Origin of the sequence: Pseudomonas sp. S3E17 (assembly GCF_024168685.1) — a bacterium.
Lineage (GTDB): Bacteria > Pseudomonadota > Gammaproteobacteria > Pseudomonadales > Pseudomonadaceae > Aquipseudomonas > Aquipseudomonas marginalis.
The window spans coordinates 3,680,924-3,707,206 of record NZ_JALJWE010000001.1; the positions used below are offsets into that span (position 1 = coordinate 3,680,924).

General features: G+C 59.4%; 24 protein-coding genes. 10 read left to right on the top strand and 14 right to left on the bottom strand.

From position 1 onward, the window contains the following. Nucleotides 1-19 precede the first annotated feature (19 nt). The 9 genes from msrQ to mrcB all read right to left on the bottom strand — a co-directional run bounded on the left by msrQ (nucleotide 20) and on the right by mrcB (nucleotide 9,838). Nucleotides 20-640 carry a protein-methionine-sulfoxide reductase heme-binding subunit MsrQ gene (gene msrQ, locus J3D60_RS16455; protein ID WP_065938258.1) on the bottom strand — a complete coding sequence of 207 codons (621 nt, stop codon included), beginning with the start codon at nucleotides 638-640 and terminating at the stop codon, nucleotides 20-22. Further along, entirely contained in the window at nucleotides 640-1,653 is a 1,014-nt protein-coding gene (msrP, locus tag J3D60_RS16460; RefSeq protein ID WP_253492045.1) for a protein-methionine-sulfoxide reductase catalytic subunit MsrP, read from the bottom strand. The genes msrQ and msrP overlap by 1 nt, the downstream gene beginning before the upstream one ends. A gap of 63 nt (nucleotides 1,654-1,716) precedes the next feature. Next, nucleotides 1,717-2,574 carry a CDP-diacylglycerol--serine O-phosphatidyltransferase gene (gene pssA, locus J3D60_RS16465; protein ID WP_053137711.1) on the bottom strand — a complete coding sequence of 286 codons (858 nt, stop codon included), beginning with the start codon at nucleotides 2,572-2,574 and terminating at the stop codon, nucleotides 1,717-1,719. Nucleotides 2,575-2,719: 145 nt separating this feature from the next. Continuing rightward, on the bottom strand, nucleotides 2,720-3,736 hold the full coding sequence (gene ilvC, locus J3D60_RS16470; protein ID WP_003176099.1) for a ketol-acid reductoisomerase: 1,017 nt from the start codon (nucleotides 3,734-3,736) through the stop codon (nucleotides 2,720-2,722). Nucleotides 3,737-3,783: 47 nt separating this feature from the next. Next, entirely contained in the window at nucleotides 3,784-4,275 is a 492-nt protein-coding gene (ilvN, locus tag J3D60_RS16475; protein WP_003176102.1) for an acetolactate synthase small subunit, read from the bottom strand. A gap of 2 nt (nucleotides 4,276-4,277) precedes the next feature. Beyond that, complete coding sequence (locus tag J3D60_RS16480) at nucleotides 4,278-6,002, bottom strand: acetolactate synthase 3 large subunit (protein ID WP_065925350.1); 1,725 nt, start codon at nucleotides 6,000-6,002, stop codon at nucleotides 4,278-4,280. Between the two features lie 431 nt (nucleotides 6,003-6,433). Next, complete coding sequence (locus tag J3D60_RS16485) at nucleotides 6,434-6,763, bottom strand: YqcC family protein (protein ID WP_065938260.1); 330 nt, start codon at nucleotides 6,761-6,763, stop codon at nucleotides 6,434-6,436. After that, nucleotides 6,763-7,497: a hypothetical protein gene (locus J3D60_RS16490; protein WP_253492046.1), complete on the bottom strand. Its 735-nt coding sequence runs from the start codon at nucleotides 7,495-7,497 to the stop codon at nucleotides 6,763-6,765. Before J3D60_RS16490 ends, J3D60_RS16485 begins: the two co-directional genes overlap by 1 nt. A 16-nt stretch (nucleotides 7,498-7,513) precedes the next feature. After that, nucleotides 7,514-9,838: a penicillin-binding protein 1B gene (mrcB, locus tag J3D60_RS16495; protein ID WP_253492047.1), complete on the bottom strand. Its 2,325-nt coding sequence runs from the start codon at nucleotides 9,836-9,838 to the stop codon at nucleotides 7,514-7,516. Nucleotides 9,839-9,956: 118 nt separating this feature from the next. On the opposite strand from mrcB, the gene J3D60_RS16500 reads away from it, so the two are divergent. The 3 genes from J3D60_RS16500 to J3D60_RS16510 all read left to right on the top strand — a co-directional run bounded on the left by J3D60_RS16500 (nucleotide 9,957) and on the right by J3D60_RS16510 (nucleotide 12,425). After that, nucleotides 9,957-11,513, top strand: a complete 1,557-nt coding sequence (locus J3D60_RS16500) for a bifunctional aminoglycoside phosphotransferase/ATP-binding protein (protein ID WP_253492048.1) — start codon at nucleotides 9,957-9,959, stop codon at nucleotides 11,511-11,513. Nucleotides 11,514-11,605: 92 nt separating this feature from the next. Continuing rightward, a complete protein-coding gene (locus tag J3D60_RS16505) occupies nucleotides 11,606-11,950 on the top strand; it encodes a pentapeptide repeat-containing protein (protein ID WP_065938264.1) in 345 nt (114 codons plus the stop codon). 202 nt (nucleotides 11,951-12,152) lie between these two features. Next, nucleotides 12,153-12,425, top strand: a complete 273-nt coding sequence (locus J3D60_RS16510) for a TfoX/Sxy family protein (RefSeq protein WP_027605391.1) — start codon at nucleotides 12,153-12,155, stop codon at nucleotides 12,423-12,425. A 244-nt stretch (nucleotides 12,426-12,669) separates the two neighbouring features. Here J3D60_RS16510 and J3D60_RS16515 read toward each other — a convergent pair whose 3' ends face one another. The 3 genes from J3D60_RS16515 to J3D60_RS16525 are packed head-to-tail and all read right to left on the bottom strand — an operon-like array spanning nucleotide 12,670 to nucleotide 15,349. Next, nucleotides 12,670-13,437 (bottom strand): heme ABC transporter ATP-binding protein, encoded by a 768-nt coding sequence (locus J3D60_RS16515; protein WP_253492049.1) that lies wholly within the window; start codon nucleotides 13,435-13,437, stop codon nucleotides 12,670-12,672. After that, nucleotides 13,437-14,420, bottom strand: a complete 984-nt coding sequence (locus J3D60_RS16520; RefSeq protein ID WP_175539066.1) for an iron ABC transporter permease — start codon at nucleotides 14,418-14,420, stop codon at nucleotides 13,437-13,439. The genes J3D60_RS16515 and J3D60_RS16520 overlap by 1 nt, the downstream gene beginning before the upstream one ends. A 50-nt stretch (nucleotides 14,421-14,470) precedes the next feature. Beyond that, nucleotides 14,471-15,349: a hemin ABC transporter substrate-binding protein gene (locus tag J3D60_RS16525; protein WP_092488560.1), complete on the bottom strand. Its 879-nt coding sequence runs from the start codon at nucleotides 15,347-15,349 to the stop codon at nucleotides 14,471-14,473. Nucleotides 15,350-15,506: 157 nt separating this feature from the next. Between J3D60_RS16525 and J3D60_RS16530 the strand changes: the two genes are divergently transcribed. Continuing rightward, nucleotides 15,507-15,824: a Rieske 2Fe-2S domain-containing protein gene (locus tag J3D60_RS16530; RefSeq protein WP_065925298.1), complete on the top strand. Its 318-nt coding sequence runs from the start codon at nucleotides 15,507-15,509 to the stop codon at nucleotides 15,822-15,824. Here J3D60_RS16530 and sfsA read toward each other — a convergent pair. Next, entirely contained in the window at nucleotides 15,821-16,531 is a 711-nt protein-coding gene (gene sfsA, locus J3D60_RS16535) for a DNA/RNA nuclease SfsA (protein WP_253492050.1), read from the bottom strand. The genes J3D60_RS16530 and sfsA overlap by 4 nt on opposite strands. Then, on the bottom strand, nucleotides 16,531-17,703 hold the full coding sequence (locus J3D60_RS16540) for a pyridoxal phosphate-dependent aminotransferase (RefSeq protein WP_253492052.1): 1,173 nt from the start codon (nucleotides 17,701-17,703) through the stop codon (nucleotides 16,531-16,533). Before J3D60_RS16540 ends, sfsA begins: the two co-directional genes overlap by 1 nt. A gap of 320 nt (nucleotides 17,704-18,023) precedes the next feature. On the opposite strand from J3D60_RS16540, the gene dksA reads away from it, so the two are divergent. The 6 genes from dksA (at nucleotide 18,024) to J3D60_RS16570 (ending at nucleotide 26,282) form a co-directional block, all read left to right on the top strand. Further along, nucleotides 18,024-18,458 carry an RNA polymerase-binding protein DksA gene (gene dksA / locus J3D60_RS16545; protein WP_005791430.1) on the top strand — a complete coding sequence of 145 codons (435 nt, stop codon included), beginning with the start codon at nucleotides 18,024-18,026 and terminating at the stop codon, nucleotides 18,456-18,458. An 83-nt stretch (nucleotides 18,459-18,541) separates the two neighbouring features. Beyond that, on the top strand, nucleotides 18,542-19,429 hold the full coding sequence (gene gluQRS / locus J3D60_RS16550) for a tRNA glutamyl-Q(34) synthetase GluQRS (RefSeq protein ID WP_141607328.1): 888 nt from the start codon (nucleotides 18,542-18,544) through the stop codon (nucleotides 19,427-19,429). 176 nt (nucleotides 19,430-19,605) lie between these two features. Next, on the top strand, nucleotides 19,606-19,782 hold the full coding sequence (locus tag J3D60_RS16555; protein WP_003176118.1) for a hypothetical protein: 177 nt from the start codon (nucleotides 19,606-19,608) through the stop codon (nucleotides 19,780-19,782). Continuing rightward, nucleotides 19,766-22,720: a sensor histidine kinase gene (locus tag J3D60_RS16560; RefSeq protein WP_027605383.1), complete on the top strand. Its 2,955-nt coding sequence runs from the start codon at nucleotides 19,766-19,768 to the stop codon at nucleotides 22,718-22,720. The genes J3D60_RS16555 and J3D60_RS16560 overlap by 17 nt, the downstream gene beginning before the upstream one ends. A 22-nt stretch (nucleotides 22,721-22,742) precedes the next feature. Beyond that, nucleotides 22,743-24,182, top strand: coding sequence for a sigma-54 dependent transcriptional regulator (locus J3D60_RS16565; protein ID WP_253492055.1), 1,440 nt, complete (start codon nucleotides 22,743-22,745; stop codon nucleotides 24,180-24,182). Between the two features lie 696 nt (nucleotides 24,183-24,878). Next, a complete protein-coding gene (locus J3D60_RS16570; protein ID WP_027605381.1) occupies nucleotides 24,879-26,282 on the top strand; it encodes a polynucleotide adenylyltransferase PcnB in 1,404 nt (467 codons plus the stop codon). Nucleotide 26,283: the final 1 nt, after the last annotated feature.

The window sequence follows — 26,283 nt, forward strand, 5'->3', positions numbered from 1 at the left end:
ACCTGCGGTCAAGCGTTAATTACGCTTTTGTTGCAGTGGGTGCTTTTTTAGTAATAAGTCGGGGGATTCGGCGCGCCACTGGCGGTACACGCAGTACCAGAAGCAACGCACCTATAGAAGCATAGATAGCCCATTCCTTCAGATCAGCCCGCACGATCCACAGCATGTGCAACAGACCAAGCCCAAGAATCACATACACCAGCCGATGCAGCTTCTTCCAGCGACTACCCAGTCGACGTTGGCTATAGCGATTAGACGTCACCGCCAACACAAACAAAGACAAGAATCCCAGCGCCCCCACAATAATGTAAGGCCGTTTGCGCAGCTCCACACCCAATTGCGACCAATCCAGCCCCAGAACAAACACACAATAAGCCGCCAAATGCAGCACTACATAAGCAAAGCACCACAATCCAAGCTGCCGGCGCACCGCGATCCACCCCGCCCAACCGCTCAGTTTCTGCAGCGGCGTCATTCCAAGGGTAATCAGCAAGAGGATCAGGGTACCCAGGCCAAGCCGATCAACCAGCACCTTGCCCGGATCCGGCCCCAAGGCAAAACTCCATGCCTCATACAGCCATAATAACGGCCACACTGCCGCAGCTATAAAAACGCCAACGCGCCAGATGGGGTAACGCATCAGTAGTTCTTCCGCAGATCGAGGCCTGTATATAAAGAGGCGACCTCATCCGAGTAGCCATTGAACATCTGCGTCTCACGCACATTCGGACTGAACAGGCCGCTTGGCAGACGACGCTCCCGCGCCTGGGTCCAGCGGGGATGATCCACCGTAGGGTTCACATTCGCATAGAAACCATACTCATCCGCAGCGATACTCTGCCAAGTGGTTTTTGGCTGCTCGCTCACAAGACTGATACGCACAATGGATTTCACGCTCTTGAAACCGTATTTCCAGGGCACGACCAGACGTAACGGTGCACCGTTCTGATTGGGTAACTCGCGCCCATACATGCCAACGGCAAGAATCGCCAAAGGATTCATCGCTTCATCCAGACGCAGCCCTTCTACATATGGCCAGTCAATCAAGCCAAAACTCGAGCGCTGCCCAGGCATGCTCTTGGCATCCTGAAGGGTTTCAAAGCGGATGTACTTGGCCTTGGAGGTCGGCTCAACCTGCTTGAGTAAGGCAGAGATCTGAAAACCCATCCACGGGATGACCATCGACCACGCCTCGACACAGCGTAAACGGTAGATCCGCTCTTCTAATTGATAGGGCTTCATGAAGTCTTCAAGGGCGTAACGCCCCGGCTTTGCAACCTCACCATCAATCACCACACTCCAGGGCTCGGTCTTGAGTGATCCCGCATTTTTCGCAGGATCGCCCTTGTCTGTTCCGAACTCATAGAAGTTGTTGTAGTGAGTTGCGTCCTTGAAGGGGGTGATGGACTCATCCTTGACCGTCACCGCCTGCCATTTCGTTGCCGGCAATTTTTCGGCAAACCAATTGGGCGCCTTGCCAGGCTCAACATCGGGATAACGCACGGCCTCGTCAGCACTGGCCCAACGCGGCAGGCTGCTGGCAGCAATGCCGGCAAGCGCACCACCGAGCAAGCTACGGCGAGAAAGGTAGAAGGACTCAGGCGTGACATCCGATTCTTGGCAATCGGACGCTTTGGGCAATTTGATTAACATGGCAACTCCGCAGCATTGGAGAACTGATGCACCAATAGACTGCGGAGTATGGGGGAAATTACATTAAGGCAATGTTTTGTCCCGGCGCATATGCAGCAAGTACTGAATCGGACCCGAAGCGGCGTAGACCAGGAAGGCCAATAGCAGGATCCGAGGAGGGTCACTGAAGACCACCGCAAACACCAGTACCACTGCCAGGATTGCCACGAACGGTACACGCCCCTTGAGGTCAAGCTCCTTGAAGCTGTTGTACTTGATATTGCTGACCATCAACATACCGGCCGCAGCAACCATCAACGCCACCAGGAACGACATTTTCGAACCCTGGATGCCGTAGTCGCTGAACGCCCAGACGATACCCGCCACCACGCCCGCCGCTGCCGGACTGGCCAGACCGATGAAGTAACGCTTGTCAGCAGTCCCCACCTGGGTATTGAAGCGAGCCAGACGCAACGCCGCACCCGCAACATAGATGAAGGCGACCATCCAGCCAACCTTACCCATATCACCCAGCGCCCAGGCAAAGGCCAGCAGTGCAGGTGCAACACCAAAGGCAACCATGTCCGATAGCGAGTCATACTCGGCTCCGAAGGCGCTTTGGGTATTGGTCATGCGCGCCACACGACCATCAAGGCCATCCAGCACCATGGCCACGAAAATCGCGATGGCAGCAAAGCCGAAATACTTGCTGGCGCTCGCCGCATCACCTGCCGCCAGGGCACTTTGGGCACTCATTGAGTTGATGATGGAATAGAACCCGGCAAACAGGTTTGCCGTAGTGAACAGATTGGGTAGCAAATAGATGCCACGATGCCGGACCTTGCGGCCTTCAGCGTCATGCCCTTCTTCGACATGTTCATCGATCGGCAGCAGGCTTTCGGCGTCAGAAGCCTGGTTTGGCTCTTCGGGACGTTCGCTCATGGACTTTACCTTGCAACGGTGTGAAAAAAATTCGACCAATACTTGCGGCGAGTGTTCGCCCGCAAACGATGCAGCTTTATACCAGAACCCGCCCCCCAAACGAAAAAACGCGGCCTAAGCCGCGTTTTCTGTTGATACGTACGACTTAGTTTTTGGCTTTGTCGACGATCTTGTTGGCACCGATCCACGGCATCATGGAGCGCAGTTGCTCGCCGATGACTTCGATACCGTGAGCAGCGTTGTTACGACGCTTGGCGGTCATCGAAGGGTAGCCGGTAGCACCTTCGCTGATGAACATTTTGGCATACTCGCCGTCCTGAATACGTTTCAGGGCGTTGCGCATAGCTTGGCGGGACTCGGCGTTGATGACTTCCGGGCCAGTCACGTACTCGCCGTATTCGGCGTTGTTGGAGATCGAGTAGTTCATGTTGGCGATACCGCCTTCGTACATGAGGTCAACGATCAGCTTCAGTTCGTGCAGGCATTCGAAGTAGGCCATTTCCGGCGCGTAGCCAGCTTCAACCAGGGTTTCGAAACCGGCTTTAACCAGCTCAACGGTACCGCCGCACAGAACGGCTTGCTCGCCGAACAGGTCGGTTTCGGTCTCGTCCTTGAAGGTGGTTTCGATGATGCCGGTACGACCGCCACCCACGCCAGCAGCGTAAGACAGCGCAACGTTCTTGGCGTTGCCCGAAGCATCCTGGTAAATCGCGATCAGGTCAGGGATACCACCGCCTTTGACGAACTCGGAGCGTACGGTGTGGCCCGGTGCCTTCGGCGCAATCATGATCACGTCGAGGTCTGCGCGCGGTACAACCTGGTTGTAGTGGATCGCGAAGCCGTGGGAGAAGGCCAGGGTGGCGCCCTTCTTGATGTTCGGCTCGATTTCGTTCTTGTACAGCGCGGACTGGAACTCGTCCGGGGTCAGGATCATGACCAGGTCGGCGGCAGCAACAGCGGAAGCAACGTCAGTCACTTTCAGGCCGTGGGCTTCAGCCTTGGCAACGGTGGCCGAGCCTTTACGCAGGCCAACAGTCACGTCAACGCCGGAGTCTTTCAGGTTGCAGGCTTGCGCGTGACCCTGGGAGCCGTAGCCGATGATGGCGACTTTCTTGCCCTGGATGATCGACAGGTCACAATCTTTATCGTAATAAACTTTCATGAGGTTCCTCTATATATCCAGGCCTTAAGGCCATTCGCTAATTTGGGTTAGATGCTGAGTACTTTGTCGCCACGGGCAATCCCGGTGACACCACTGCGTACCGTTTCCAGAATCGAGGCCGTCCCGATCGACTGGATGAAGCTGTCCAGCTTGTCGCTCGTACCGGTCAGTTGAACGGTATAAACACTGGCGCTCACATCGACGATCTGCCCGCGATAAATATCGGTAGTGCGCTTGATCTCGGCACGCTGGGCACCCGTTGCCTTGACCTTGACCAGCATCAGCTCGCGCTCAATGTGGGCACTTTCCGACAGGTCGACCAGCTTGACCACTTCGATCAGCTTGTTGAGGTTCTTGGTGATCTGCTCGATCACCTCATCGTGGCCCACGGTGGTCAACGTCAGGCGCGACAAAGTCGGGTCTTCGGTCGGCGCCACGGTCAGGCTTTCGATGTTGTAGTTGCGTTGCGAAAACAGGCCGACAACACGAGACAGAGCGCCGGGTTCGTTCTCCAGAAGCAGGGAGATAATGTGCCGCATGATTAAGTACGCTCCGTCTTGTTCAGCCACATGTCGCGCATAGAGCCGTCTTTGATCTGCATCGGGTAGACGTGCTCGCTGGTATCCACCTGAATATCGAGGAACACCAGGCGGTCCTTCATGGCGAACGCTTCTTCCATCTTCGGCTTCAGATCTTTCAGATCGGTGATGCGAATGCCAACGTGGCCATAAGCCTCAACCAACTTGATGAAATCCGGCAACGATTCCATGTAGGAATGGGAGTGACGGCTACCGTAGCTCATGTCCTGCCACTGACGAACCATGCCCAGCACGCCGTTGTTCAAGCAGACAATCTTCACAGGAAGACCGTACTGCAGGCACGTCGACAGTTCCTGGATGTTCATCTGAATGCTGCCTTCACCGGTGACGCAGGCAACGTCAGAGTCCGGGAAACTCAGTTTCACCCCCATGGCTGCCGGGAAACCAAAGCCCATCGTGCCCAGGCCACCGGAGTTGATCCAGCGGTTAGGCTTGTCGAACTTGTAGTACTGCGCGGCGAACATCTGGTGCTGGCCCACATCGGAGGTCACAAAGGCGTCGCCCTTGGTCACTTCGCAGAGCGTCTCGATCACGGTTTGTGGCTTGATGATGCTGCCGTCGCCCTTGTCGTAAGGGAACAGGCCACGGTCACCACGCCATTCGTCGATCTGCTTCCACCAACTGGCAACGGATTCCTTGTTCGGCGTCTCGCCGATGTCCTTGAGCGCAGCGACCATTTCGGTCAGTACACTTTCCACAGGACCTACGATCGGCACATCGGCCTTGATGGTCTTGGAGATGGACGCCGGGTCGATGTCGATATGGATGATCTTGGCATTCGGGCAGAACTTGCTCGCGCCATTGATCACGCGGTCATCAAAACGCGCGCCCACTGCCAGGATCACGTCGGCGTGGTGCATGGTCAGGTTGGCGGTGTAGCTGCCGTGCATGCCCAGCATGCCCACGAACTGACGGTCCGTACCCGGGAATGCGCCGAGGCCCATCAGGGTATTGGTGACAGGCAGGTTGAGCAGCTTGGCCAGTTCGGTCAACGGTGCAGAACCGCCGCCCAGGATCACGCCACCACCCGAGTACAGCACGGGACGCTTGGCCGCCAGGAGCATTTCTGCCGCCTTGCGGATTTGCCCCGAGTGCCCGCGAACGGCCGGGCTGTAGGAACGCAGCTTGGCTTTCTTCGGGAAAACGTATTCGAACTTTTCAGCCGGGTTGGTCATGTCTTTCGGGATATCGACCACGACAGGCCCCGGGCGACCGGACTGTGCGAGGTAGAAGGCCTTTTTCATGACGTCCGGGATTTCCGACGCATGCTTGATCATGAAGCTGTGTTTCACGATCGGCCTGGAGATACCGATCATGTCGGTTTCCTGGAACGCATCGGTCCCCACCATGGTGCTTGGCACCTGGCCGGAAATGATCACCATCGGAATGGAGTCCATATAAGCAGTCGCGATGCCGGTAATGGCATTGGTTGCGCCTGGGCCGGAGGTTACCAGTACCACACCGGCTTTACCGGTGGCACGGGCATAACCGTCAGCCATATGGGTCGCGGCCTGTTCGTGGCGAACCAGGATGTGGGTAACAGCCGGTTCCTTGAACAGTGCGTCGTAAACATGCAGCAGAGCACCACCTGGGTACCCGTAGATATAGTCGACGCCTTCGTCACGCAAAAAGCGGACGAGCATCTCACCGCCAGATAAAAGCTCCACGTTGTTCACCTCTAAAACGCCAGAATACCGTCCGTTGAAAACCGACGGGTCTTAATAGGTTTACTTCTCAACAGAGCATGAGCGACGGTGGTCGCCGACTACGTCAGCACTGACTGAGCAAGTATTGGGATCGTCCCAAGTGTTGCGGGCTTTTCCCACCCAGCGCGAGGTAACGCGTTGCGGGTGTAACAGGTCGGCGCGGATGTGCGCCTCATGATCTGCTGAGCGGGCCTGCTTCTGGCAGTCCCGATACAGCGGACTTTGGATTCTTCTGTTTCAGGCCTCTCAAGTCAAGCAATAATTGCGCTTTTTTCCAACTAAGCGCATGAGAACGTAGAAGAAAGGGCTTTGAGGAGGGATAAAACTCGCCTGAATGTCGTCAAGCGGTAGAAATGTGCGCAAGACTGCCGGAAAAACCGGCAGCCAGGCAATTAACGAGCGTCGACGATCAGTTGGTCGAACTTTTTCAGCGCATTGCGCAAACCAAGGCTCTCGAGCGGCCGGTCGGCATAGACCATCTCGGCCATCTCCATGATCCCGGAAGCATTGGGCAAGGGCAGATCCTGTTCGAGAATCTGCTTCATGCGCACAAGGAAGACCCACTGCAACCACTGGTGGAAGTCCAGAGTATCCACCGAAAAGGGCTCGACACTGCTGAGCGCTTCGGCACTGGGGCGCACCTCATCCCACCAGCCCTGCACGCGCAATTCGCGCTCGATCAGCAATAACTGTTCGGCAATCGCGGGAAACCGTGCATCCATCAGAGGTTGACCTTGGCTTTTTGCCGAGCCTGGGCAGCGCCGGCAGCGTCACCTTGTGCCGCACGCGCATCGCCGATCAACGCCCACAGGCTGGCTTGCAGGTCGGGACGACCGTTGGCCAGCGTGAGACCACGACGAGCGAATTGTTCGGCCTGGGGCGCATCGCCCTGGGCCATGCGTACCTGGGCAAGGCGATACAGCACTTGCGGCTCGCGCGGAGCAACACGTTGCGCACGCTCAAGGCTGGATGACGCACCATTCAAGTCACCACCCGCCTGCTGTTGCTGCGCGGTGGTCAGCAAGGCCAGCACCGGGCCGTCCAATTGCTCGTCGGCTGACAAGCCGCCAGCGCTGGAGGACGATGGAATGCCACTCGGCGTCGACGGCATGGTGTAGGTGCCCTGGTTGATCGGCGCGGTCTGCATCGGCGCGGCATCAATCGGCCCGGAGGAGCTTGGCCCAGGCGTCCAAGGCTCGGCACTGATTGGCGCCGAGGCAGCAGCACCGCCGCCCGGCACCATCACGACCACACCCGAATCCTGCGGCACGGCCTGAGGCTTAGCTTGGGCCGGACGGTTGGTCACGGTTTGGCGGAAACCGCCATTGGCCGAGATACGGTCATTATTGGAGACAGCTGTACTCGAATCCACCACAGGAATAGAGCCGCGCTGCACGCTGGAGCAACCGCCGAGCAAAGCCAGAGCTGTAATAGCTGGAATCCACCACTTGTTCACTTGAAACCCTCTTTGCTTAATTCATCCAGCCCTTGACCCAATCCATCACCGATTCCGCATCTGCAGGGGCTCCGCCACCGCACGCAGCACCGGGTGGTGGTTCGCTGCCGCGAATATACGGCATCTGCACCGCGCCCGGACAGTTGGCATCGGAGCCCTGGCCGGTATGCGGATCAATCCAGGCCTGCACGATGTTATCCGGCTGCGGCATGTTCAACGGCAGCGGGTCGGCCTTGCGCATGAAACTGGTCCAGACCTGCAGCGCGCCGGTGGCGCCGGTGAATGGTGTCTTGCCATTGTCGTCACGGCCCAGCCACACCACGGCGAGCACATCCTGGCCGAAACCGGCGAACCAGCTGTCACGGGAGTCGTTACTGGTACCGGTCTTGCCCGCCAGTGTCAGGTTGGAAGGCAAGACTTTATAGACCGAGCTGCCGGTACCTTCACGCATCACACGCTGCATGGCGTTCTGGATCAGATAGATGGAGCCCGCGTCGAAGCGTTGCTGAATCTGGAACGGATAGCGCTTGAGTGGCTCACCCTCGGCCGTCAGTACACTGCGGATCCCGCGCATCGGGGTATTGAAGCCACCGTTGGCGAGGGTCTGATACATGGTCGCCACTTCAATCGGCGTCATGGCACCGGCACCCAGCAGAATCGACGGGAAAGCCGGGAATTCGCGGGTGATGCCCAGGCGCGCCAGTGTCTTGAGGACATTCGGCACGCCAACCTCCAAGCCGAGCCGAGACGTGGAAATGTTGTAGGAATGCGCCAAGCCCTGATACAGGAACACCGTGCCGTGGGAGCGGCGATCAAAGTTCTGCGGCGTCCAGACCTGGCCGTCGCCCCCTTTGACCGACAGCGGGTCATCCGACAGCCAACTGGTGAGGGTGTATTTGCTCGGTTTTTCCAACGCTGTCAGGTAGACCGCCGGCTTGACCAGCGAGCCGATCGGCCGCACGGCATCGAGTGCGCGGTTGAAACCGGCAAAGCTGGCCTGGCGACTGCCGATCATGGCCTGGACTTCACCGGTTTCCGGGTTGGTCACCACCATGGCGGCTTCTACTTCGTCGGCGCCCTTACGGCCAGTCAGGCGCTTGAAGGTGTCGTTGACCGATGCTTCTGCCTTCATCTGCAGGATCGGGTCGAAGCTGGTGAAGATCCGCAGGCCTTCTTCGGTCAAGTCTTCGTCGCGATAGTCTTCACGCAACTGGCGCTTTACCAGATCGATAAAGCCTGGGAATGAACTGTCCGCCAACTTCCCGCGGGTTGTCACACCCAGTGGCATTTTTTTCGCCGCGGCCACTTGTTCCGCCGTGGCAACGCCTTGCTGTTCAAGCACATCGAGCACCAGGTTACGGCGCTCAAGCGCACGCTCCGGATTGCGACGCGGGTTGTAGTAGGAAGGCCCCTTGACCATGCCCACCAACAAGGCAACCTGATGCAACTTCAACTCGGACAGCGGTTGACCAAAGAAGAACTGGCTGGCCAAACCGAAGCCGTGCACCGCGCGCTGACCATCCTGGCCGACGAATACCTCGTTGAGGTACGCCTCAAGGATCTCCTGCTTGCTGTAGTGCAACTCAAGCAGCATCGCCATCATGGCTTCGGTGAGCTTACGGGTCAGACTGCGCTCGTTGGTCAGGTAGAAGTTCTTCACCAACTGCTGGGTCAGCGTACTGCCGCCCTGGGTCATCCTGCCGCCGGAAGTATTCACCCAGACGGCACGGGCAATCGACTTCGGCGAAACGCCCCAGTGACTATAAAAGTCGCGGTCCTCTACAGCCACTAACGTTTCCAGTAGATACGGCGGCACCTGATCAAGCTTGATCAGGATGCGATCTTCAAGGTTCTTAGGGTAAATCCCGCCGATCATCAGCGGCTCAAGGCGCACCACCGGCAACTTCGAACCGTTGAGGGACGACAGTTCGGCCACGTAGTCGCCGGAGAAGCGCACGCGCACAGGCTGGGCCTTCTCCAGGCCTTCATAGAACTGGAAGCCGCGGGTATTGAGGTCGACGGTGTTGCCGCTGACTGCAGCCGCCCCTGGACCATTGCTCACGGGTTCGCGTCGATAGCCCAGGGCGTCGAGTTCGGTGAGGAAGTCATCCTTGCTCAGCTTCTGGCCGGTAAAGAGTTCCAGCGGGCGTGCATACACCTTGGCCGGGATAGTCCAGCGCTTGCCGGAGAACTTCTCCTGGACCACAGCGTCGAGGTACACCGCAAAGCCAGCGAGCACCACAAGGCCTACCAGGCCGAGCTTGAGCGCCCAGCCAAGCCACGGGCGCAGGCCGCGGGAAGGAGGTTTTTTACGGGAACGGGGAGATCGGGTTCGAGTCATGGCGGCGGATTATACGCACTTTATTGATGATCAACATGAGCCGGACAGCGGTTTGCACGACCGCCCGTAGCAGCCATAATGCGCGCCATGATTTCCCACCGACTCTGAAGGATCGCCCGTGAGCCAGTCACTGATCGCAGCCCTGCAAAACCCGGCTTTGTACCCTCATCCGGTTGAAGCGTTCCAGGTCATCGAAACGCATATTTCATGGGTGGTCCTGACCGGCCCCTACGCCTATAAATTGAAAAAACCGATGAACTTCGGGTTCCTGGACTTCACCGACCTGGAAAAACGCGGGCACTTCTGCAACGAAGAACTGCGCCTCAACCAACGCCTGACCACAGATCTGTATCTGGAAGTGTTGCCGATTACCGGCACAGCCGAAGCCCCGCAACTGGGTGGCGACGGCCCGGTGATCGAATATGCCCTGAAGATGCGTCAGTTCCCGCAGAGCCAATTGCTCAGCACCTTGCAGGCCAATGGCGAATTGACCGCCGCGCACATCGATGAAATGGCCAGGCAGATCGCACGCTTTCACCTCGCCGCACCAAAAGTGCCTCAGGACCACGCGGCCGGCACCCCCGATGAAGTGATGGCACCGGTACGACAGAACTTCGACCAGATCCGCCCATTCCTCAGCGACAAAGCCGACCTGATTCAACTGGAAGCCCTGCAAGCCTGGGCCGAAAGCAGCTTCGAACGCCTGAAACCGCTGCTGGCACAGCGCAAGCTCGACGGTTTCACCCGCGAGTGCCACGGTGACATCCACCTCGGCAACGCCACCTTGATTGACGACAAGGTGGTGATCTTCGACTGTATCGAGTTCAACGAGCCGTTTCGCTTCACCGATGTGTACGCCGACATCGCTTTCCTGGCCATGGACCTGGAAGACCGCGGCCTCAAGTCCCTGGCGCGGCGCTTTATCAGCCAGTACCTGGAACTGACCGGTGATTATCAGGGCCTTGAAGTGCTGAACTTCTACAAAGCCTACCGCGCCCTGGTGCGTGCCAAGGTGTCGCTGTTCAGCATGCCGAGCGAGGCAAGCCCGGTGCAGCGCGCCACCACCCTGCGCCAATACCGCAACTACGCCAACCTGGCGGAAAGCTACAGCACCATTCCATCGCGCTTCCTGGCAATTACCCATGGCGTCTCGGCAGTCGGCAAAAGCCACGTTGCCATGCGCATGGTGGAAGCATTGGGCGCTGTACGCCTGCGCTCGGACGTGGAGCGCAAGCGCATGTTCGGTGAGCAGCAGGTGGAAAACACGCCCCAGGCCGGCATCTATGCGTCCGACGCCAGCGCCAGGACCTACGCTCGCTTGAATGACATCGCGGATACCGTGCTGCGCGCCGGCTTCCCGGTAGTACTGGATGCCACCTTCCTCAAACGCGAACAACGCGACGCCGCAGCCAAGGTGGCCGAAGCCACGGGTGCGCCGTTCCTGATCCTGGACTGCAACGCGCCACAGGCGGTTATCACCAGTTGGTTGGCGCAACGTCAGGCCGACAAAAACGATCCATCCGACGCGACCCTGAGCGTTATCGAAGAACAACAGGCCAACCGTGACCCACTGACCGCCGAAGAACTGTTGCTGAGTAAACGCGTCGAGACCAACCAAAGTGGAACCCTCGATGCGTTGGTCGCACAAATTCGCCAGCGCCTGCCAGGCCTGTAAGAAAAATTTCTTGGGCGTGTCGTCTACTTGGACGCACGCCCAAGAAATAGTGGCACTATAATGGCGTCATAAATCCAACAGGAGTCGTTTTCATGAGTCAGCCCAAGCTTCTAGATACACCGCTCTACGCACTCCTGCATAAAGACGATATTCGTGGCTTCAATCAGGCACGCCCGGCAGGCGGCATTATCGACATGCGCGGCGGCGACTTCCGTGGGCTGGACTTGCGCGACCTGAACGCCACCGGCGTGGACTTCACCGACGCGTATTTCCGCTCCGCCGACTTGCGCGGCCTGGATTTGCGCGACTGCTCGCTGGAAGGCGCCAGCCTGGCCCATGCGCAGATTTCGGGCACCTACTTCCCGCCTGAATTGACTGCCGATGAGATCCTCATGTCGGTCAATTTCGGCACTCGCCTGCGCTACCGCACCAAGTAAGATTCGATCCAAGCCCGACTACGCGCAACGCGTAGCGGGTGCTTCACGCCTGCCCGGCGTCAAAATCCCCGCGCCATTCTTATAAGCTTTTTGGCCGTTTCGGACCAAAGAACTACGCTTTTCCTACTGAGCGCTACACTGCTGTTCAGGCCTGCCTGGTCACGATACCCACCGCACCATTCGGCCGTCGCAAGGAGGCTTGATGAACGATGAGCTGCAACACCTGAAAAACCTCGGCAAGACGTCAGCGCAGTGGCTGCATGCGGTGGGCATCCACAGTGCATCCGACTTGCGTCGCCTGGGAGCGGTCGATGCGTATCGAGCCGTCAGGACTCGCGGATTTCGCGCATCAAAAGTGTTGCTCTATGCGATCGAAGGGGCCCTGATGGACGTGCACTGGAATGACATTCCGGTCGAGCGTAAGGAGGCGTTGAACCGCCAGCTGGATGCCATTTCAGCGCGTCAGAAGAGCTAGGTCGTCAGCAAGGCCCAATGTTTATGCGCACTTCGAACGGACGTTTGAGGAAAACCGCAGATCCTTCAAAAACAACTGTTGACTCTCAAATGAGAATCGTTATGATTATCACAACTGGTCGCGAGATCAGCCGATAACTGAAAGACCATTGGTTCGGACTCTCAGATTATCTCCTCATCAGGCTAATCACGGTTATTTGACCCGGCTTTTGCCGGGTCTTTTTTTGCCTATGAAAAAGCACGCCTCAGCGAGCAATGATTAACGGATGCCCACGCTCCGGGTGCGGCTGAACCAATACTTCCAAACCAAACACGGCCTTAAGCGGCTCGGGCCGCAGCACCTGCGCCGGTGTATCCAACGCGTGGGGACGGCCCTGCTCCAGCAGCAAAATGCGATCACAGTAGCGCGCAGCCAGGTTCAGGTCATGGAGGATCACCAGCACCGCTGCACCACGATCGGCAAAGCGGCGGATCGCTTGCAGGGTCGTGTGCTGATGCAGGGGGTCCAGCATCGATGTCGGCTCATCCAGCAGCAATGTCTGCCCCGCCTCACCCGGCCATAGTTGTGCCAACACCCGCGCCAAGTGCACGCGTTGACGCTCGCCACCAGACAGCGCCAAGTAGCTACGACCTTTCAAGTGTGCGACGTCCGCCGCCAGCAAGGCTGCGTGGATAATTTCATCATCGCGCACACGCCCCGCCTGGTGGGGCAAACGGCCCATGCCGACCACCTCTTCGACACGGAACGCGAAGTCCAGGGTCGAGGTTTGTGGCAACACCGCCAGCCGCTGCGCGCGCTGCGGTCCGCTCCAGTCTTTCAACGCCTGCTGCCCCAACCACACCTCGCCCTGATCCGGATGCAACTCGCCGCACAACGCCCCCAGCAACGTACTCTTACCCGCGCCATTGGGACCCAGCACACCGATCACTTCACCCGGCAGCAACTCCAGAGTGACGTCCGCCAGCACGACCTTGTGGCCACGCCGGATCTGCAGGTCTTCAACACGCAGCATCAGGCACGCCCCCGTAACAACAGGTAAAGAAAAAACGGCGCGCCAATAAACGCAGTCACGATACCAATCGGCAATTCAGCCGGTGCCAAGGCCAGTCGCGCAACCAAGTCGGCAAACAGCAACAAACTCGCACCCGCCAATATCGACGCCGGCAGCAGCACGCGGTGATCAGGCCCGGCCAGCAACCTGACCAGATGCGGCACCACCAGCCCGACAAAACCAATCATGCCCGCCGCAGCCACCGCAGCACCTACACCTAATGCGGTACAGAACACCAACTCGCGCTTGAGCCCTTCAACATCAATTCCCAGGTGATTGGCTTCGGATTCACCGAGCAACAGCGCATTCAATGCCTTGGCCCGGCGCGGCAACCAGAGCGCCACTCCGGCACTGACCAGCAATAAGGGCCATAACCGCGAATAGCTCGCACCGTTGAGGCTGCCAAGGTTCCAGAACGTCAGGGTACGCAGGGTGGCGTCGTCCGCCAGGTAGGTGAACAGGCCCACCGCCGAGCTTGCCAGTGCAGTGAGGGCAATGCCGGCAAGCAGCATGGTCGCCACATTGGTCTGACCGTTACGACGCCCCAGTCGATAAACCAGTGCGGTCACGCCCAGCCCGCCTAGAAACGCGCACAGCGACAGCACATAAGGCCCGAATGCCTCCGGTAACCCACCAAAAAACGCACCGCCGACAATCGCGATTGCCGCCCCCAGTGCCGCCCCGCTGGAAACCCCGACCAACCCCGGATCGGCCAACGGGTTGCGAAACAACCCTTGCATGGCCACGCCGGACAATGCCAATACGCCGCCAACCGCCAAACCAAGCAACGTCCGCGGCAAACGAATCTGCCCCAGGATCAACTCAGCCTGCTCCAGGCCTTGCGCCTCTATCGGCACGCCCATCAAGCGCAATGCCGCCTTGAGCGTGTCCAGCAACGGCAAGCTTACCGGGCCCAATGCCAACGAGAGCCAGGTCGCCAACAGGCATAACAGCGCCAGGCCGATGAACAGCGTTTTCGGTTTAACCAGAGTGGTCATGGAGCGGGTTTAGCCTGTGGCGGGTAAAAGCCGGCCGAGAGTTTCACCAGACTTTGCGGCAGGCGCGGTCCAAGCCCACCCACCAGCAAGGTCGGGTCCAGCTCGAACACACGCCCACGCTTGGCCGCCGGCGTCGAAGCCAGGATAGGATTCTCCTTGAACAACGCCGCGCGCGCCGCGTCTCCGGTAAGGGCACGATCGGCAAACACCAGCACATCCGGGCTCAACCCTGCCAACGACTCCGCCGAAAACGGCTTGTAACCGCTGTGGGTAGCCAGGTTATGCCCGCCGGCCTGCTGCACCACCCAATCGCCCGCTGTGTCCTTACCGGCAATCAGCGGCTTGCCGCCAGCATGACCGATCAGCAGCAACACGCCAGGTGCCTTCTGCGCGGCCTGAGCCTTGACGACCCAGCTTTTCTGCTGATCAAGGGCCCGTTCATATCCGGTAAACAATGCACTGGCCTTAGCCTCATCTCCCAGCAACTTGCCCAGGTGCTGAAGATTACCCTTCAAGGTCGGCAAATCCGGCTGCGCCGAGAACATCTCGACCTGGACACCTGCACTGCGAATCTGCGCCAGCACCGGCGGCGGCCCCATCTCTTCAGTCCCCACCAGCACCTGTGGGCGCAGGCTGAGAATGCCTTCGGCCGACAATTGCCGCTGATAGCCGATACTTGGCAACGCCTTGAGCGATTCAGGATGCTGGCTGGTGGTGTCCACGCCGACCAACTTCGGCTCACCGCCCAACGCCGTGACCCATTCCGACAGCGCCCCACCGGCACTCACCCAGCGTTGTGGCAGTTCAGAGGCTTGCGCCCCATGGTTGACCAGCAGTCCGACAACAAGCGCAATAGCGCTGGCACTCAGGCGCATAACAGGGTTTCCTTCCAAAGGGCAGGGCCTTTCGAGCACTCATCGATGTGACAGATAACCCCTGGCGGACATCGAACTGAGCACCCAGTCAGCTAACGGGCGAAGCCGGCATTTGATAATTGTTTGCATTTGAACGTCAAGGCACTTAAGGATTGAAATGAAGTTTCTCTGCCCCTCGGACATGCTCGCGCCCAACAGCAGCCTCGGTTTTACGATGGATGGCACGCCGCTGCTGGCGGTACGCCGGGACGGCATCGCCTACTTCTATATCAACCGCTGCCCTCATCGCGGCATTCCACTGGAGTGGCAACCCGACCGGTTCCTTGACGACAGCGCCAGCCTGATCCAATGCGCCACCCACGGCGCGCTGTTCCTGATCGAAAGCGGCGAGTGCATTGCCGGCCCATGCGCAGGTAAAAGCCTCAAGGCCCTGCGCGGTCGCGAAGACGCACAGGGCCTGTGGGTGGATCTCTAGTCGAGCAACACCTCTAACCGACGATCCACGCAAATCTCCTCGGACGTCACGCGCACCCCATACGCCAACACTTCCACCCCGGCAGCTTTAGCCTCGCGCAAGGCCGCACCGTAGGCAGCATCGATTTCCAGCGCCGGGCGCACCGCGTCAATCCCCGAGAGGTTGACGCAATACAACTGCACCGCCCGCACACCTTCACGCGCCAGGTGCGCCAGCTCCCGCAGGTGCTTGGCGCCACGCTGGGTCACCGCATCGGGGAAAGCGGCAACCCGGGTGCCATCAAACCCCAGCGTGACACTTTTAACTTCCACATACGCCGCGCCGTCGGGATATTCGAGACGAAAGTCGATGCGGCTTTTCTCCTGGCCGTAAGGCACTTCCCGCTTCAACGCGGTGAAACCGTTGAGTTCAGTGATCACGCCAGCGCGCAATGCCTCCTCGACCAACGGATTGGCGCGTGCCGTGTTAACGCACGCCAAGCGGCCCTGGGGCGTTTCGGCAATTTCCCAGGTACCGGGCAACTTGCGCTTGGGGTCATTGGAGCGACTGAACCAGACCTGCCCGCCTTCCACCATGCAGTTGAGCATCGAACCGGTATTTGGGCAGTGAATAGTCAACAACTCGCCGGTAACGGTTTCGATATCGGTGAGAAAGCGCTTATAACGGCGAATCAGCCGGCCTTCTTCGAGGGGAGGATAAAAGCGCATCAGCCTTGCCAGCTCCGTAGGCCACGCTGGATTCGTTCCACCGCCTCCTGTAGTCGATCAAGGTTTTGCGTGTAGGCAAAGCGCACATGATGACCCGCTTGATAGCGGCCAAAATCCAGACCGGGGGTAAAGGCGACATGCTCGGTTTCGAGGAAATGACGACAAAATGCGAAGGCATCGACGCCGAACGCACTGATATCGGCATACAAATAGAACGCACCTTCCGGTTCTACCGCAATCCCGAAGCCCAACTCGCGCAAGGCAGGCAGCAGGAAGTCGCGACGCCGGCCAAATTCGGCACGGCGCTCCTCCAGAATGCTCAGGGTCTGCGGGGTAAAACAGGCGAGCGCCGCATGTTGGGCCATGCTGGGCGCGCTGATATACAGATTTTGCGCCAGTTTTTCCAGGTCGCCGACCGCAGCCGGCGGCGCCACCAGCCAGCCCAGGCGCCAGCCGGTCATGCCGAAATACTTCGAAAAACTATTCAGGACGAAGGCCTCATCGTCGACCTCCAGCACGCTGGCGGCGTCAGTGCCGTAGGTCAGGCCGTGATAGATCTCATCCACCACCAGATGGCCGTTACGCGCCCTGATTGCGTCGGAAAGCCCGGCTAATTCATCACGCGTGAGGATCGTGCCGGTGGGATTCGCCGGGGAGGCAACCAACGCGCCCACGCTGTCCTGATCCCAGTGTCTGGCCACCAGATCAGCGGTCAGTTGATAACGCACTTCAGGGCCTACCGGCACCAGTTGCGCGGCACCTTCCACCAGGCGCAGGAAGTGCCGGTTACACGGGTAACCCGGGTCTGCCAGCAGCCAATGCTTGCCGGGGTCCACCAACAGGCTGCTGGCCAACAACAGTGCGCCGGAGCCCCCGGGAGTGATCAGGATACGCTCGGGATCGACGTTCAATCCGTAGCGCTGCTGGTAGAAACCGCTGATGGCTTCACGCAATTCCGGCAGGCCACGGGCCGCAGTATAGCGGGTCTTGCCATTGGCCAGCGCCGCCTGGCCGGCCTGGATGATCGGCTCGGCCGTGGTGAAATCCGGCTCGCCGATCTCCAGGTGGATCACATCATGGCCGGCCGCTTGCAGCTCATTGGCTCGCGCCAGTAACGCCATGACATGAAAAGGTTCGATGGCGCGACTGCGCGCACTGTAGGGCTGAGCCATTAGCCTTCCTTAACGGTGAGGACAAAATCAGGATTCTACCGAACCCTCGCGGTAAAACATGCTCTATTGCCTGCCTGGCCGTCCAAGATGAACCCGGCAAGCGCTTGCAAAACGACTAAAATCAACATTCGAGACGATGCATACCCAGCCACAGCGGGCTGCTGCAGTTTGCAACCCCTGCATGACGGGCGTCGACAACCGGGAGTGGCGCACCCTGAATCTATCTGGTAAGTTCGCCCGCTTGCAGCCGCAGGGCCGGCAGGTGTCGGTGACGTTGCAATCCTGCGCAATGGATTAGAAGAGTGAGAGGCGGTCTATTCATGTCCACCCAAGCAAAGCAACAGAGCATCAGCGGCTTCCAACCCTACGTTGAATCGAAGGGTGAGGAATACATGGGCAAGCCCATGCGCGAGCACTTCTCCAAAATCCTGAAGCAGTGGAAGCAGGACTTGATGCAGGAAGTCGACCGCACGGTTGACCACATGAAGGATGAAGCCGCCAATTTCCCGGACCCGGCAGACCGTGCCAGCCAGGAAGAAGAGTTCGCCCTCGAACTGCGCGCCCGCGATCGCGAGCGCAAGCTGATCAAGAAAATCGACAAGACGTTGCAACTGATCGAAGACGAAGAATACGGCTGGTGCGAATCCTGCGGTGTCGAGATCGGTATCCGTCGCCTGGAAGCCCGCCCTACTGCGGACCTCTGCGTAGACTGCAAGACCTTGGCTGAAATCAAGGAAAAACAGGTCGGCAAGTGATCCAGCCGAGCTGAACGAATGGGGCGTGCGAACGCCCCGTTTTTGTTTCTGGGATTTACCGATTTTCCAGTAGTATCCGGCCCATGACTGCCTCTACCTATATCGGGCGTTTCGCCCCCACGCCCAGCGGCCATCTGCACTTCGGTTCCCTGGTCGCCGCCCTCGCCTCCTACCTCGACGCCCGCGCCAATCACGGCCGCTGGCTGATGCGCATGGAAGACCTCGATCCGCCCCGCGAAGAGCCCGGCGCCCAGGCGGCAATCCTGCATGCCCTGGAAAGCTACGGCTTTGAGTGGGATGGCGAACTGGTCCGACAAAGCGAGCGGCATGACGCCTACGCCAAGGTACTGAACGACATGTTCAACCACGGCCTGGCCTACGCCTGTACCTGTTCACGTAAACAACTGGAGCCCTACGACGGGATTTACCCAGGCCTGTGCCGAAATGCCGGTCACGACCAGCAGGACGCCGCCATCCGCCTGCGTGTTCCGGAGCTGGAGTACCACTTTACTGACCGCGTACAAGGAGAATTCCGACAACACCTGGGCCGTGATGTCGGCGACTTCGTCATCCGTCGCCGCGATGGCCTCTACGCCTACCAACTGGCCGTGGTGCTCGACGATGCCTGGCAAGGGGTTACCGATATCGTGCGCGGCGCCGACCTGCTCGACTCCACGCCACGCCAGCTGTACCTGCAGGAGTTGCTGGGCCTGCGCCAGCCGCGCTATCTGCACGTACCGTTGATCGTCCAGCCGGACGGTAACAAGCTGGGCAAATCCTATCGTTCCCCGCCGCTGCATCCCGACCAGGCCACGCCGCTGCTATTGAGAGCCCTGCGCGCCCTTGGCCAGCAGCCTGGCAACGAACTGCTTCATGCCAGCCCACGGGAGTTGCTGGATTGGGGCATTGTGCACTGGGATGCCAGCAGGATCCCGCGCACACTGACCCTGGCCGAAGCGCAATTACGCTGAAGGCGCTTGCAGCCTGCCAGCCATCCGTTACCATCGCGTAGGAGCGAGCTTGCTCGCGAAAAATTCCGAGGCAACACGTTTATCCAGGATGTACGCGTTTAGGTTAGCGCCCTTCGCGAGCAAGCTCGCTCCTACAGAAAACCGTTGCATTACCGCACTCTCAATCAAAGGCCAACATGTACATCTATCGATTGGTCCTGCTGCTGGTCGTCGGGATCTACCTGTTTTCCCCCGCCATCATGGATTGGTGGATCGACGCCACGGGCGCCTGGTATCGCCCCTATCTGCTGTGGCTGATCCTGATCGTCGTGACCTTCATCCTGCAGAGCCAAAAAGATGCCGATGAGCTTTAGCCTCACCCAGATGCTGCTGATCAGCGCCGCCTACCTGGCGGCACTGTTCGGCGTCGCCTGGATCAGTGAGCGCGGAATGATTCCGCGGGCGATCATTCGCCATCCGTTGACCTACACCTTGTCCCTCGGCGTGTACGCCAGCGCCTGGGCGTTCTATGGCACCGTCGGCCTGGCCTATCAATACGGCTACGGCTTTCTCTCCAGCTACCTGGGTGTGTCCGGCGCGTTCCTGCTGGCACCGGTGCTGCTGTACCCGATCCTGAAAATTACTCGCACCTATCAGTTGTCGTCACTGGCCGACCTGTTCGCCTTCCGCTTCCGCAGCACGTGGGCCGGGGCATTGACCACGGTGTTCATGCTGATCGGCGTGCTGCCCTTGCTGGCCCTGCAGATCCAGGCGGTAGCCGACTCCATCAGCATCCTGACCCGCGAGCCGGTGCAACACCGGGTCGCCCTGGCGTTCTGTGCGCTGATCAGCCTGTTCACGATTTTCTTCGGCTCACGCCACATCGCCACCCGCGAGAAGCACGAAGGGCTGGTATTTGCGATTGCGTTCGAATCGGTGATCAAGCTGATCGCCATCGGCGGCGTCGGCCTCTACGCGCTCTATGGCGTGTTCGACGGCCCGCAACAGCTGGAGCTGTGGCTGCTGCAAAACCAGACCGCTCTCGCCGCCCTGCACACGCCGCTGCAGGAAGGCCCATGGCGCACGCTGTTGCTGGTGTTCTTCGCCTCGGCGATCGTAATGCCGCACATGTACCACATGACCTTCACCGAGAACCTCAACCCGCGCTCGCTGGTCAGCGCCAGCTGGGGCTTGCCGCTGTTCCTGCTGTTAATGAGCCTTGCGGTGCCGCTGATCCTCTGGGCCGGCCTGAAACTGGGGGCCACCACCAACCCCGAGTATTTCACCCTGGGTATCGGTATCGCCGCCAATAGCCCGGCGTTGGCGCTGCTGGCGTATGTCGGCGGCTTGTCTGCTGCCAGCGGGCTGATTATCGTCACGACGCTGGCCCTTTCGGGCATGGCCCTCAATCACCTGGTGCTGCCGCTGTACCAGCCGCCCGCCGAAGGCAATATCTACCGCTGGCTGAAATGGACGCGCCGCGCGCTGATCGTCGCGATCATCATGGCCGGCTACGGGTTCTACCTGTTGCTCGGCGCCGGGCAAGACCTGGCCAACCTGGGCATTGTCGCGTTTGTCGCCACCTTGCAGTTCCTGCCGGGAGTGCTGTCGGTGCTGTACTGGCCGACCGCCAATCGCCGTGGGTTTATCGCCGGGCTGCTGGCCGGGATCCTGGTATGGATCGTCACCATGCTGCTGCCGTTGGTCGGCAACCTGCAAGGTTTCTACATTCCGCTGCTGAACATGATCTACGTGCTGGACGACACCAGCTGGCACATGGCGGCAATTGCCTCACTGGCCGCCAACGTACTGATGTTCACCCTGATCTCGCTGTTCACCAATGCCAGCCCGGAAGAGACCAGCGCCGCCGAGGCGTGCGCGGTGGATAACGTGCGTCGCCCGCAACGCCGCGAACTGCACGCAGCCTCGCCCCAGGAATTCGCCACGCAACTGGCCAAGCCCCTCGGCGCCAAGGCGGCTCAGAAGGAAGTCGAGCAGGCGCTGCGCGATCTGTACCTGCCCTTTGACGAGCGCCGGCCGTATGCGCTGCGTCGCCTGCGCGACCGCATCGAAGCCAACCTCTCCGGCCTGATGGGCCCCAGCGTGTCCCAGGACATGGTGGAAACCTTCCTGCCCTACAAGGCCGGCGGCGAAAACTACGTCACCGAGGACATCCATTTCATCGAAAGCCGGCTGGAGGATTACCACTCACGCCTCACCGGCCTGGCGGCCGAACTCGACGCCCTGCGCCGCTACCACCGCCAGACCCTGCAGGAACTGCCGATGGGCGTGTGTTCCCTGGCCAAGGATCAGGAGATCCTGATGTGGAACAAGGCCATGGAAGAACTCACCGGCATCGCCGCGCAACGGGTGGTGGGCTCGCGCCTGAATACCCTGGGCGATCCGTGGAAAGAACTGCTCCAGGGCTTTATCAACCTGCCCGACGAGCATTTGCACAAACAGCACCTGGCCCTCGACGGCCAGACCCGCTGGCTCAACCTGCACAAAGCCGCGATCGATGAACCGTTGGCCCCGGGTAACAGCGGCTTGGTGCTGCTGGTCGAAGACCTGACTGAAACCCAGATGCTCGAAGACAAGCTGGTGCACTCCGAGCGCCTGGCCAGTATTGGTCGCCTGGCGGCGGGTGTGGCCCACGAAATCGGCAACCCGATCACCGGTATCGCCTGCCTCGCGCAAAACCTGCGGGAAGAGCGTGAAGAAGACGGCGAAATCATCGAAATCAGCGGGCAAATCCTCGAACAGACCAAGCGCGTCTCGCGCATCGTGCAGTCGCTGATGAGCTTTGCCCATGCCGGCGGCCATCAGAATCTGGATGAGGCCGTGTGCCTGGCCGAAGTGGCCCAGGATGCCATTGGGCTGCTCGCCTTGAACCGGCGCAATTTCGAAGTACAGTTCTTCAACTTGTGCGACCCCGACCATTGGGTCGACGGCGACTCACAACGCCTGGCCCAAGTGCTGATCAACCTGCTGTCCAACGCCCGTGACGCAACCCCGGCCGGTGGTGCGGTACGCGTCAAGACCGAGGCTTTCGAACATACCGTCGATCTGATCGTCGAAGATGAAGGCAGCGGTATTCCACAGAACATCATGGACCGATTGTTCGAACCCTTCTTCACCACCAAGGACCCGGGTGAAGGTACCGGTCTGGGCCTTGCACTGGTCTATTCCATCGTTGAAGAGCATTATGGACAAATCACCATCGACAGCCCGGCTGACACCGAAAGCCAACGCGGCACCCGTATTCGGGTGACCTTGCCGCGTCATGTCGAAGCGACGTCCGCTGTGAACTGAGACCGTCGAGAGAATTGAATCAATGCCGCACATTTTGATCGTCGAAGACGAAACCATTATCCGCTCTGCCTTGCGTCGCCTGCTTGAGCGCAATCAGTACCAGGTCAGCGAAGCCGGCTCGGTGCAGGAAGCACAAGAGCGTTTCAGCATCCCCACGTTCGACCTGATTGTCAGTGACCTGCGGCTGCCCGGCGCACCGGGCACCGAGCTGATCAAGCTTGGCCAGGGCACCCCGGTGCTGATCATGACCAGCTATGCCAGCCTGCGCTCGGCGGTTGACTCCATGAAAATGGGCGCGGTGGACTACATTGCCAAGCCGTTTGACCACGATGAAATGCTCCAGGCCGTGGCCCGCATCCTGCGTGACCGCCAGTCAGCCAGCAGCGCGCCTGCCGAACAGCGCCCCACAGGCAAGGCGACCAACGGCGCCGACAAACCGGGGATCGACAACAGCAACGGCGAAATCGGCATCATTGGCTCCTGCCCGCCGATGCAGGACCTGTACAGCAAGATCCGTAAAGTTGCGCCCACCGACTCCAATGTATTGATCCAGGGCGAGTCAGGCACCGGTAAAGAACTGGTGGCCCGCGCCCTGCACAACCTGTCCAAACGCGCCAAGGCACCGATGATTTCGGTGAACTGTGCGGCGATTCCAGAATCCCTGATCGAGTCCGAACTATTCGGCCACGAGAAAGGCGCGTTTACCGGCGCCAGCGCTGGGCGTGCGGGCCTGGTGGAAGCGGCGGACGGCGGGACGCTGTTCCTTGATGAAATCGGTGAGTTGCCGCTGGAGGCCCAGGCGCGACTGCTGCGTGTGCTGCAGGAAGGTGAGATTCGCCGTGTAGGCTCGGTGCAATCGCAGAAGGTTGACGTACGCCTGATCGCGGCCACCCACCGCGACCTCAAGAGCCTGGCCAAGATCGGTCAGTTCCGTGAAGACTTGTATTACCGCCTGCACGTGATCGCGCTCAAATTGCCGGCCCTGCGTGAGCGCGGCGCCGACGTGAATGAGATCGCCAACGCATTCCTGCTGCGCCAGAGTGCGCGCATCAACCGCACCGACCTGACGTTCGCGCCCGACGCCGAGCAAGCCATTCGGCATTACTCATGGCCGGGTAACGTGCGGGAGCTGGAGAATGCGGTCGAGCGTGCGGTAATCCTGTCGGAAAGCCCGGATATTTCCGCCGAGCTGCTGGGTATCGATATTGAACTCAGTGACTTGGAGGATGACGATTTCATTGGCCTGGTCCCGACACAGGGCGGCGGTAGCAATACCAGCCATGAGCCGACGGAAGATTTGTCACTGGAAGACTATTTCCAGCATTTCGTCCTGGAGCACCAGGACCACATGACCGAGACCGAGTTGGCACGCAAGCTGGGCGTGAGCCGTAAGTGCCTGTGGGAACGCCGCCAGCGCCTGGGCATTCCACGGCGCAAGACCGGGGTGGCCAGCGAAAGCTGAGGGTGCGCCTCCACAGGTAACACCCTCCGATGTGAAAAAACTGTTACCGCGGATATTTCGCGTAACAAAAGCCGGGGCTTACGGTAACGAAGCCCCGGCTTTTTTTCGCCCTTCAAAAACCAAAAACCACCTCAACCCCCCGGTTTTGCTGGGCGACGCAAAAGTTGGCACGCACCCTGCTATATGCTTAGTACAAAAACAATAACAAGCTTTGTACAAGACAATAAAAATAAGACGAATCGACTCACGCATAACAAAAACAACACGGCGGAGGCGCAGCTAACTGATTCTTTTGGAGAGGCGTTGCATTTGGGGCTTGCCCCGCAACCAGGCCGAGAACAACAAAAACTGCCCTAAGGCAGAGCCTGAACTGGTTGGATCGTAGATCAGCAACACAGCGACCAAAGCAATCCGTTTGCTCTTGACTCCCGATTGGGAGTGTCATGAAGGTGAAGCTTCATGGCGAGGGCGATCAACAAAAACAAGAAGCCCGAAATCAATAATAAAAATAGAGCACGCAACTACTTCTGGGGGAGCTTCGGCTCCCCTTGTAGTTTCCGGGATTTGACGATTTAAGGCTTATGGCGCAACGCCGAAGCTTGTTCCTACACCATCCCCTGACTAAATGCTAGAATCCCCGCCCATCATGCGGTCATTCTTCGTTATGGCCGAACATTCCTTCAAACAGTGCATCCCATGCTGAAGAAGTTGTTCCAGTCATTCCGTTCTCCCTTGCGTCGTACGCAACACAAACGCAGCACGCCTGAAGTGCTCAACAGCAGCCAGCATTCGTTGCAGCGCGCTCAATTCAGCCGTTATGCGGTGAATATCGTCGAACGGTTGCAGAACGCCGGTTACCAGGCCTACCTGGTAGGCGGCTGCGTACGCGACATGCTGCTCAATATCACGCCTAAGGATTTCGACGTCGCCACCAGTGCCACGCCTGAGCAAGTGCGTGCCGAGTTTCGCAATGCGCGAATCATCGGTCGCCGCTTCAAGCTGGTGCACATCCACTTTGGTCGCGAAATCATCGAGGTCGCGACCTTCCGTGCCGGCCACCCGCAAAACGATGAAGAGGAAGATACCAATCAGTCCTCCCGCAACGAGAGCGGGCGTATCCTGCGCGACAACGTCTACGGCACCCTGGAAGAAGACGCGCAGCGCCGCGACTTCACCATCAACGCCCTCTATTACGATCCGGTCAGCGAACGCATCCTCGATTACGCCAATGGCGTACACGACATCCGCAATAACCTGATCCGCCTGATCGGCGACCCGACACAGCGCTATCAGGAAGACCCGGTGCGCATGCTGCGGGCCGTGCGCTTCGCCGCCAAGCTCAACTTCGGCATCGAAAAGCATACCGCCGCACCGATACGCGAGCTGGCACCGATGCTGCGGGAAATCCCGTCCGCGCGTCTGTTCGAAGAAGTGCTCAAGCTGTTCCTCTCGGGCTACGCCGCCGACACCTTCGAAATGCTGGTTGACCTGCAGTTGTTCGACCCACTGTTTCCGGCCAGCGCCGAAGCACTGGAGTACAACCCGACTTATACCCACACGCTGATCAGCGAAGCGTTGATCAATACCGACCTGCGCATCAAGCAGAACAAACCGGTCACGCCGGCGTTCCTGTTTGCCGCCCTGTTGTGGCCGGCCCTGCCCAAGCGCGTACTGCGTCTGCAGGAGCGTGGCATGCCGCCGATCCCGGCCATGCAGGAAGCCGCTCACGAGCTGATCGCCGAACAGTGCCAGCGCATCGCTATCCCGAAACGTTTCACGATGCCGATCCGCGAGATCTGGGACATGCAGGAACGCCTGCCGCGCCGCAGCGGCAAGCGCGCCGACCTGTTGCTGGACAACCCGCGCTTCCGTGCCGGCTACGACTTCCTGCTGCTGCGCGAAAGCGCCGGTGAGCAGACCGACGGCCTGGGCGAATGGTGGACCGACTATCAGGATGCCAATGACAGCCAACGCCGCGACATGATTCGCGACCTCGGCAGCAAGGGTGATGGCGAAGGCGCAGGGCCGAAGAAGCGTCGTCGCAGCGGCACCAAGCGCAAACGCAGTGCTGCCGATGCCTCGGGCGCTGCGGGCGAATAAA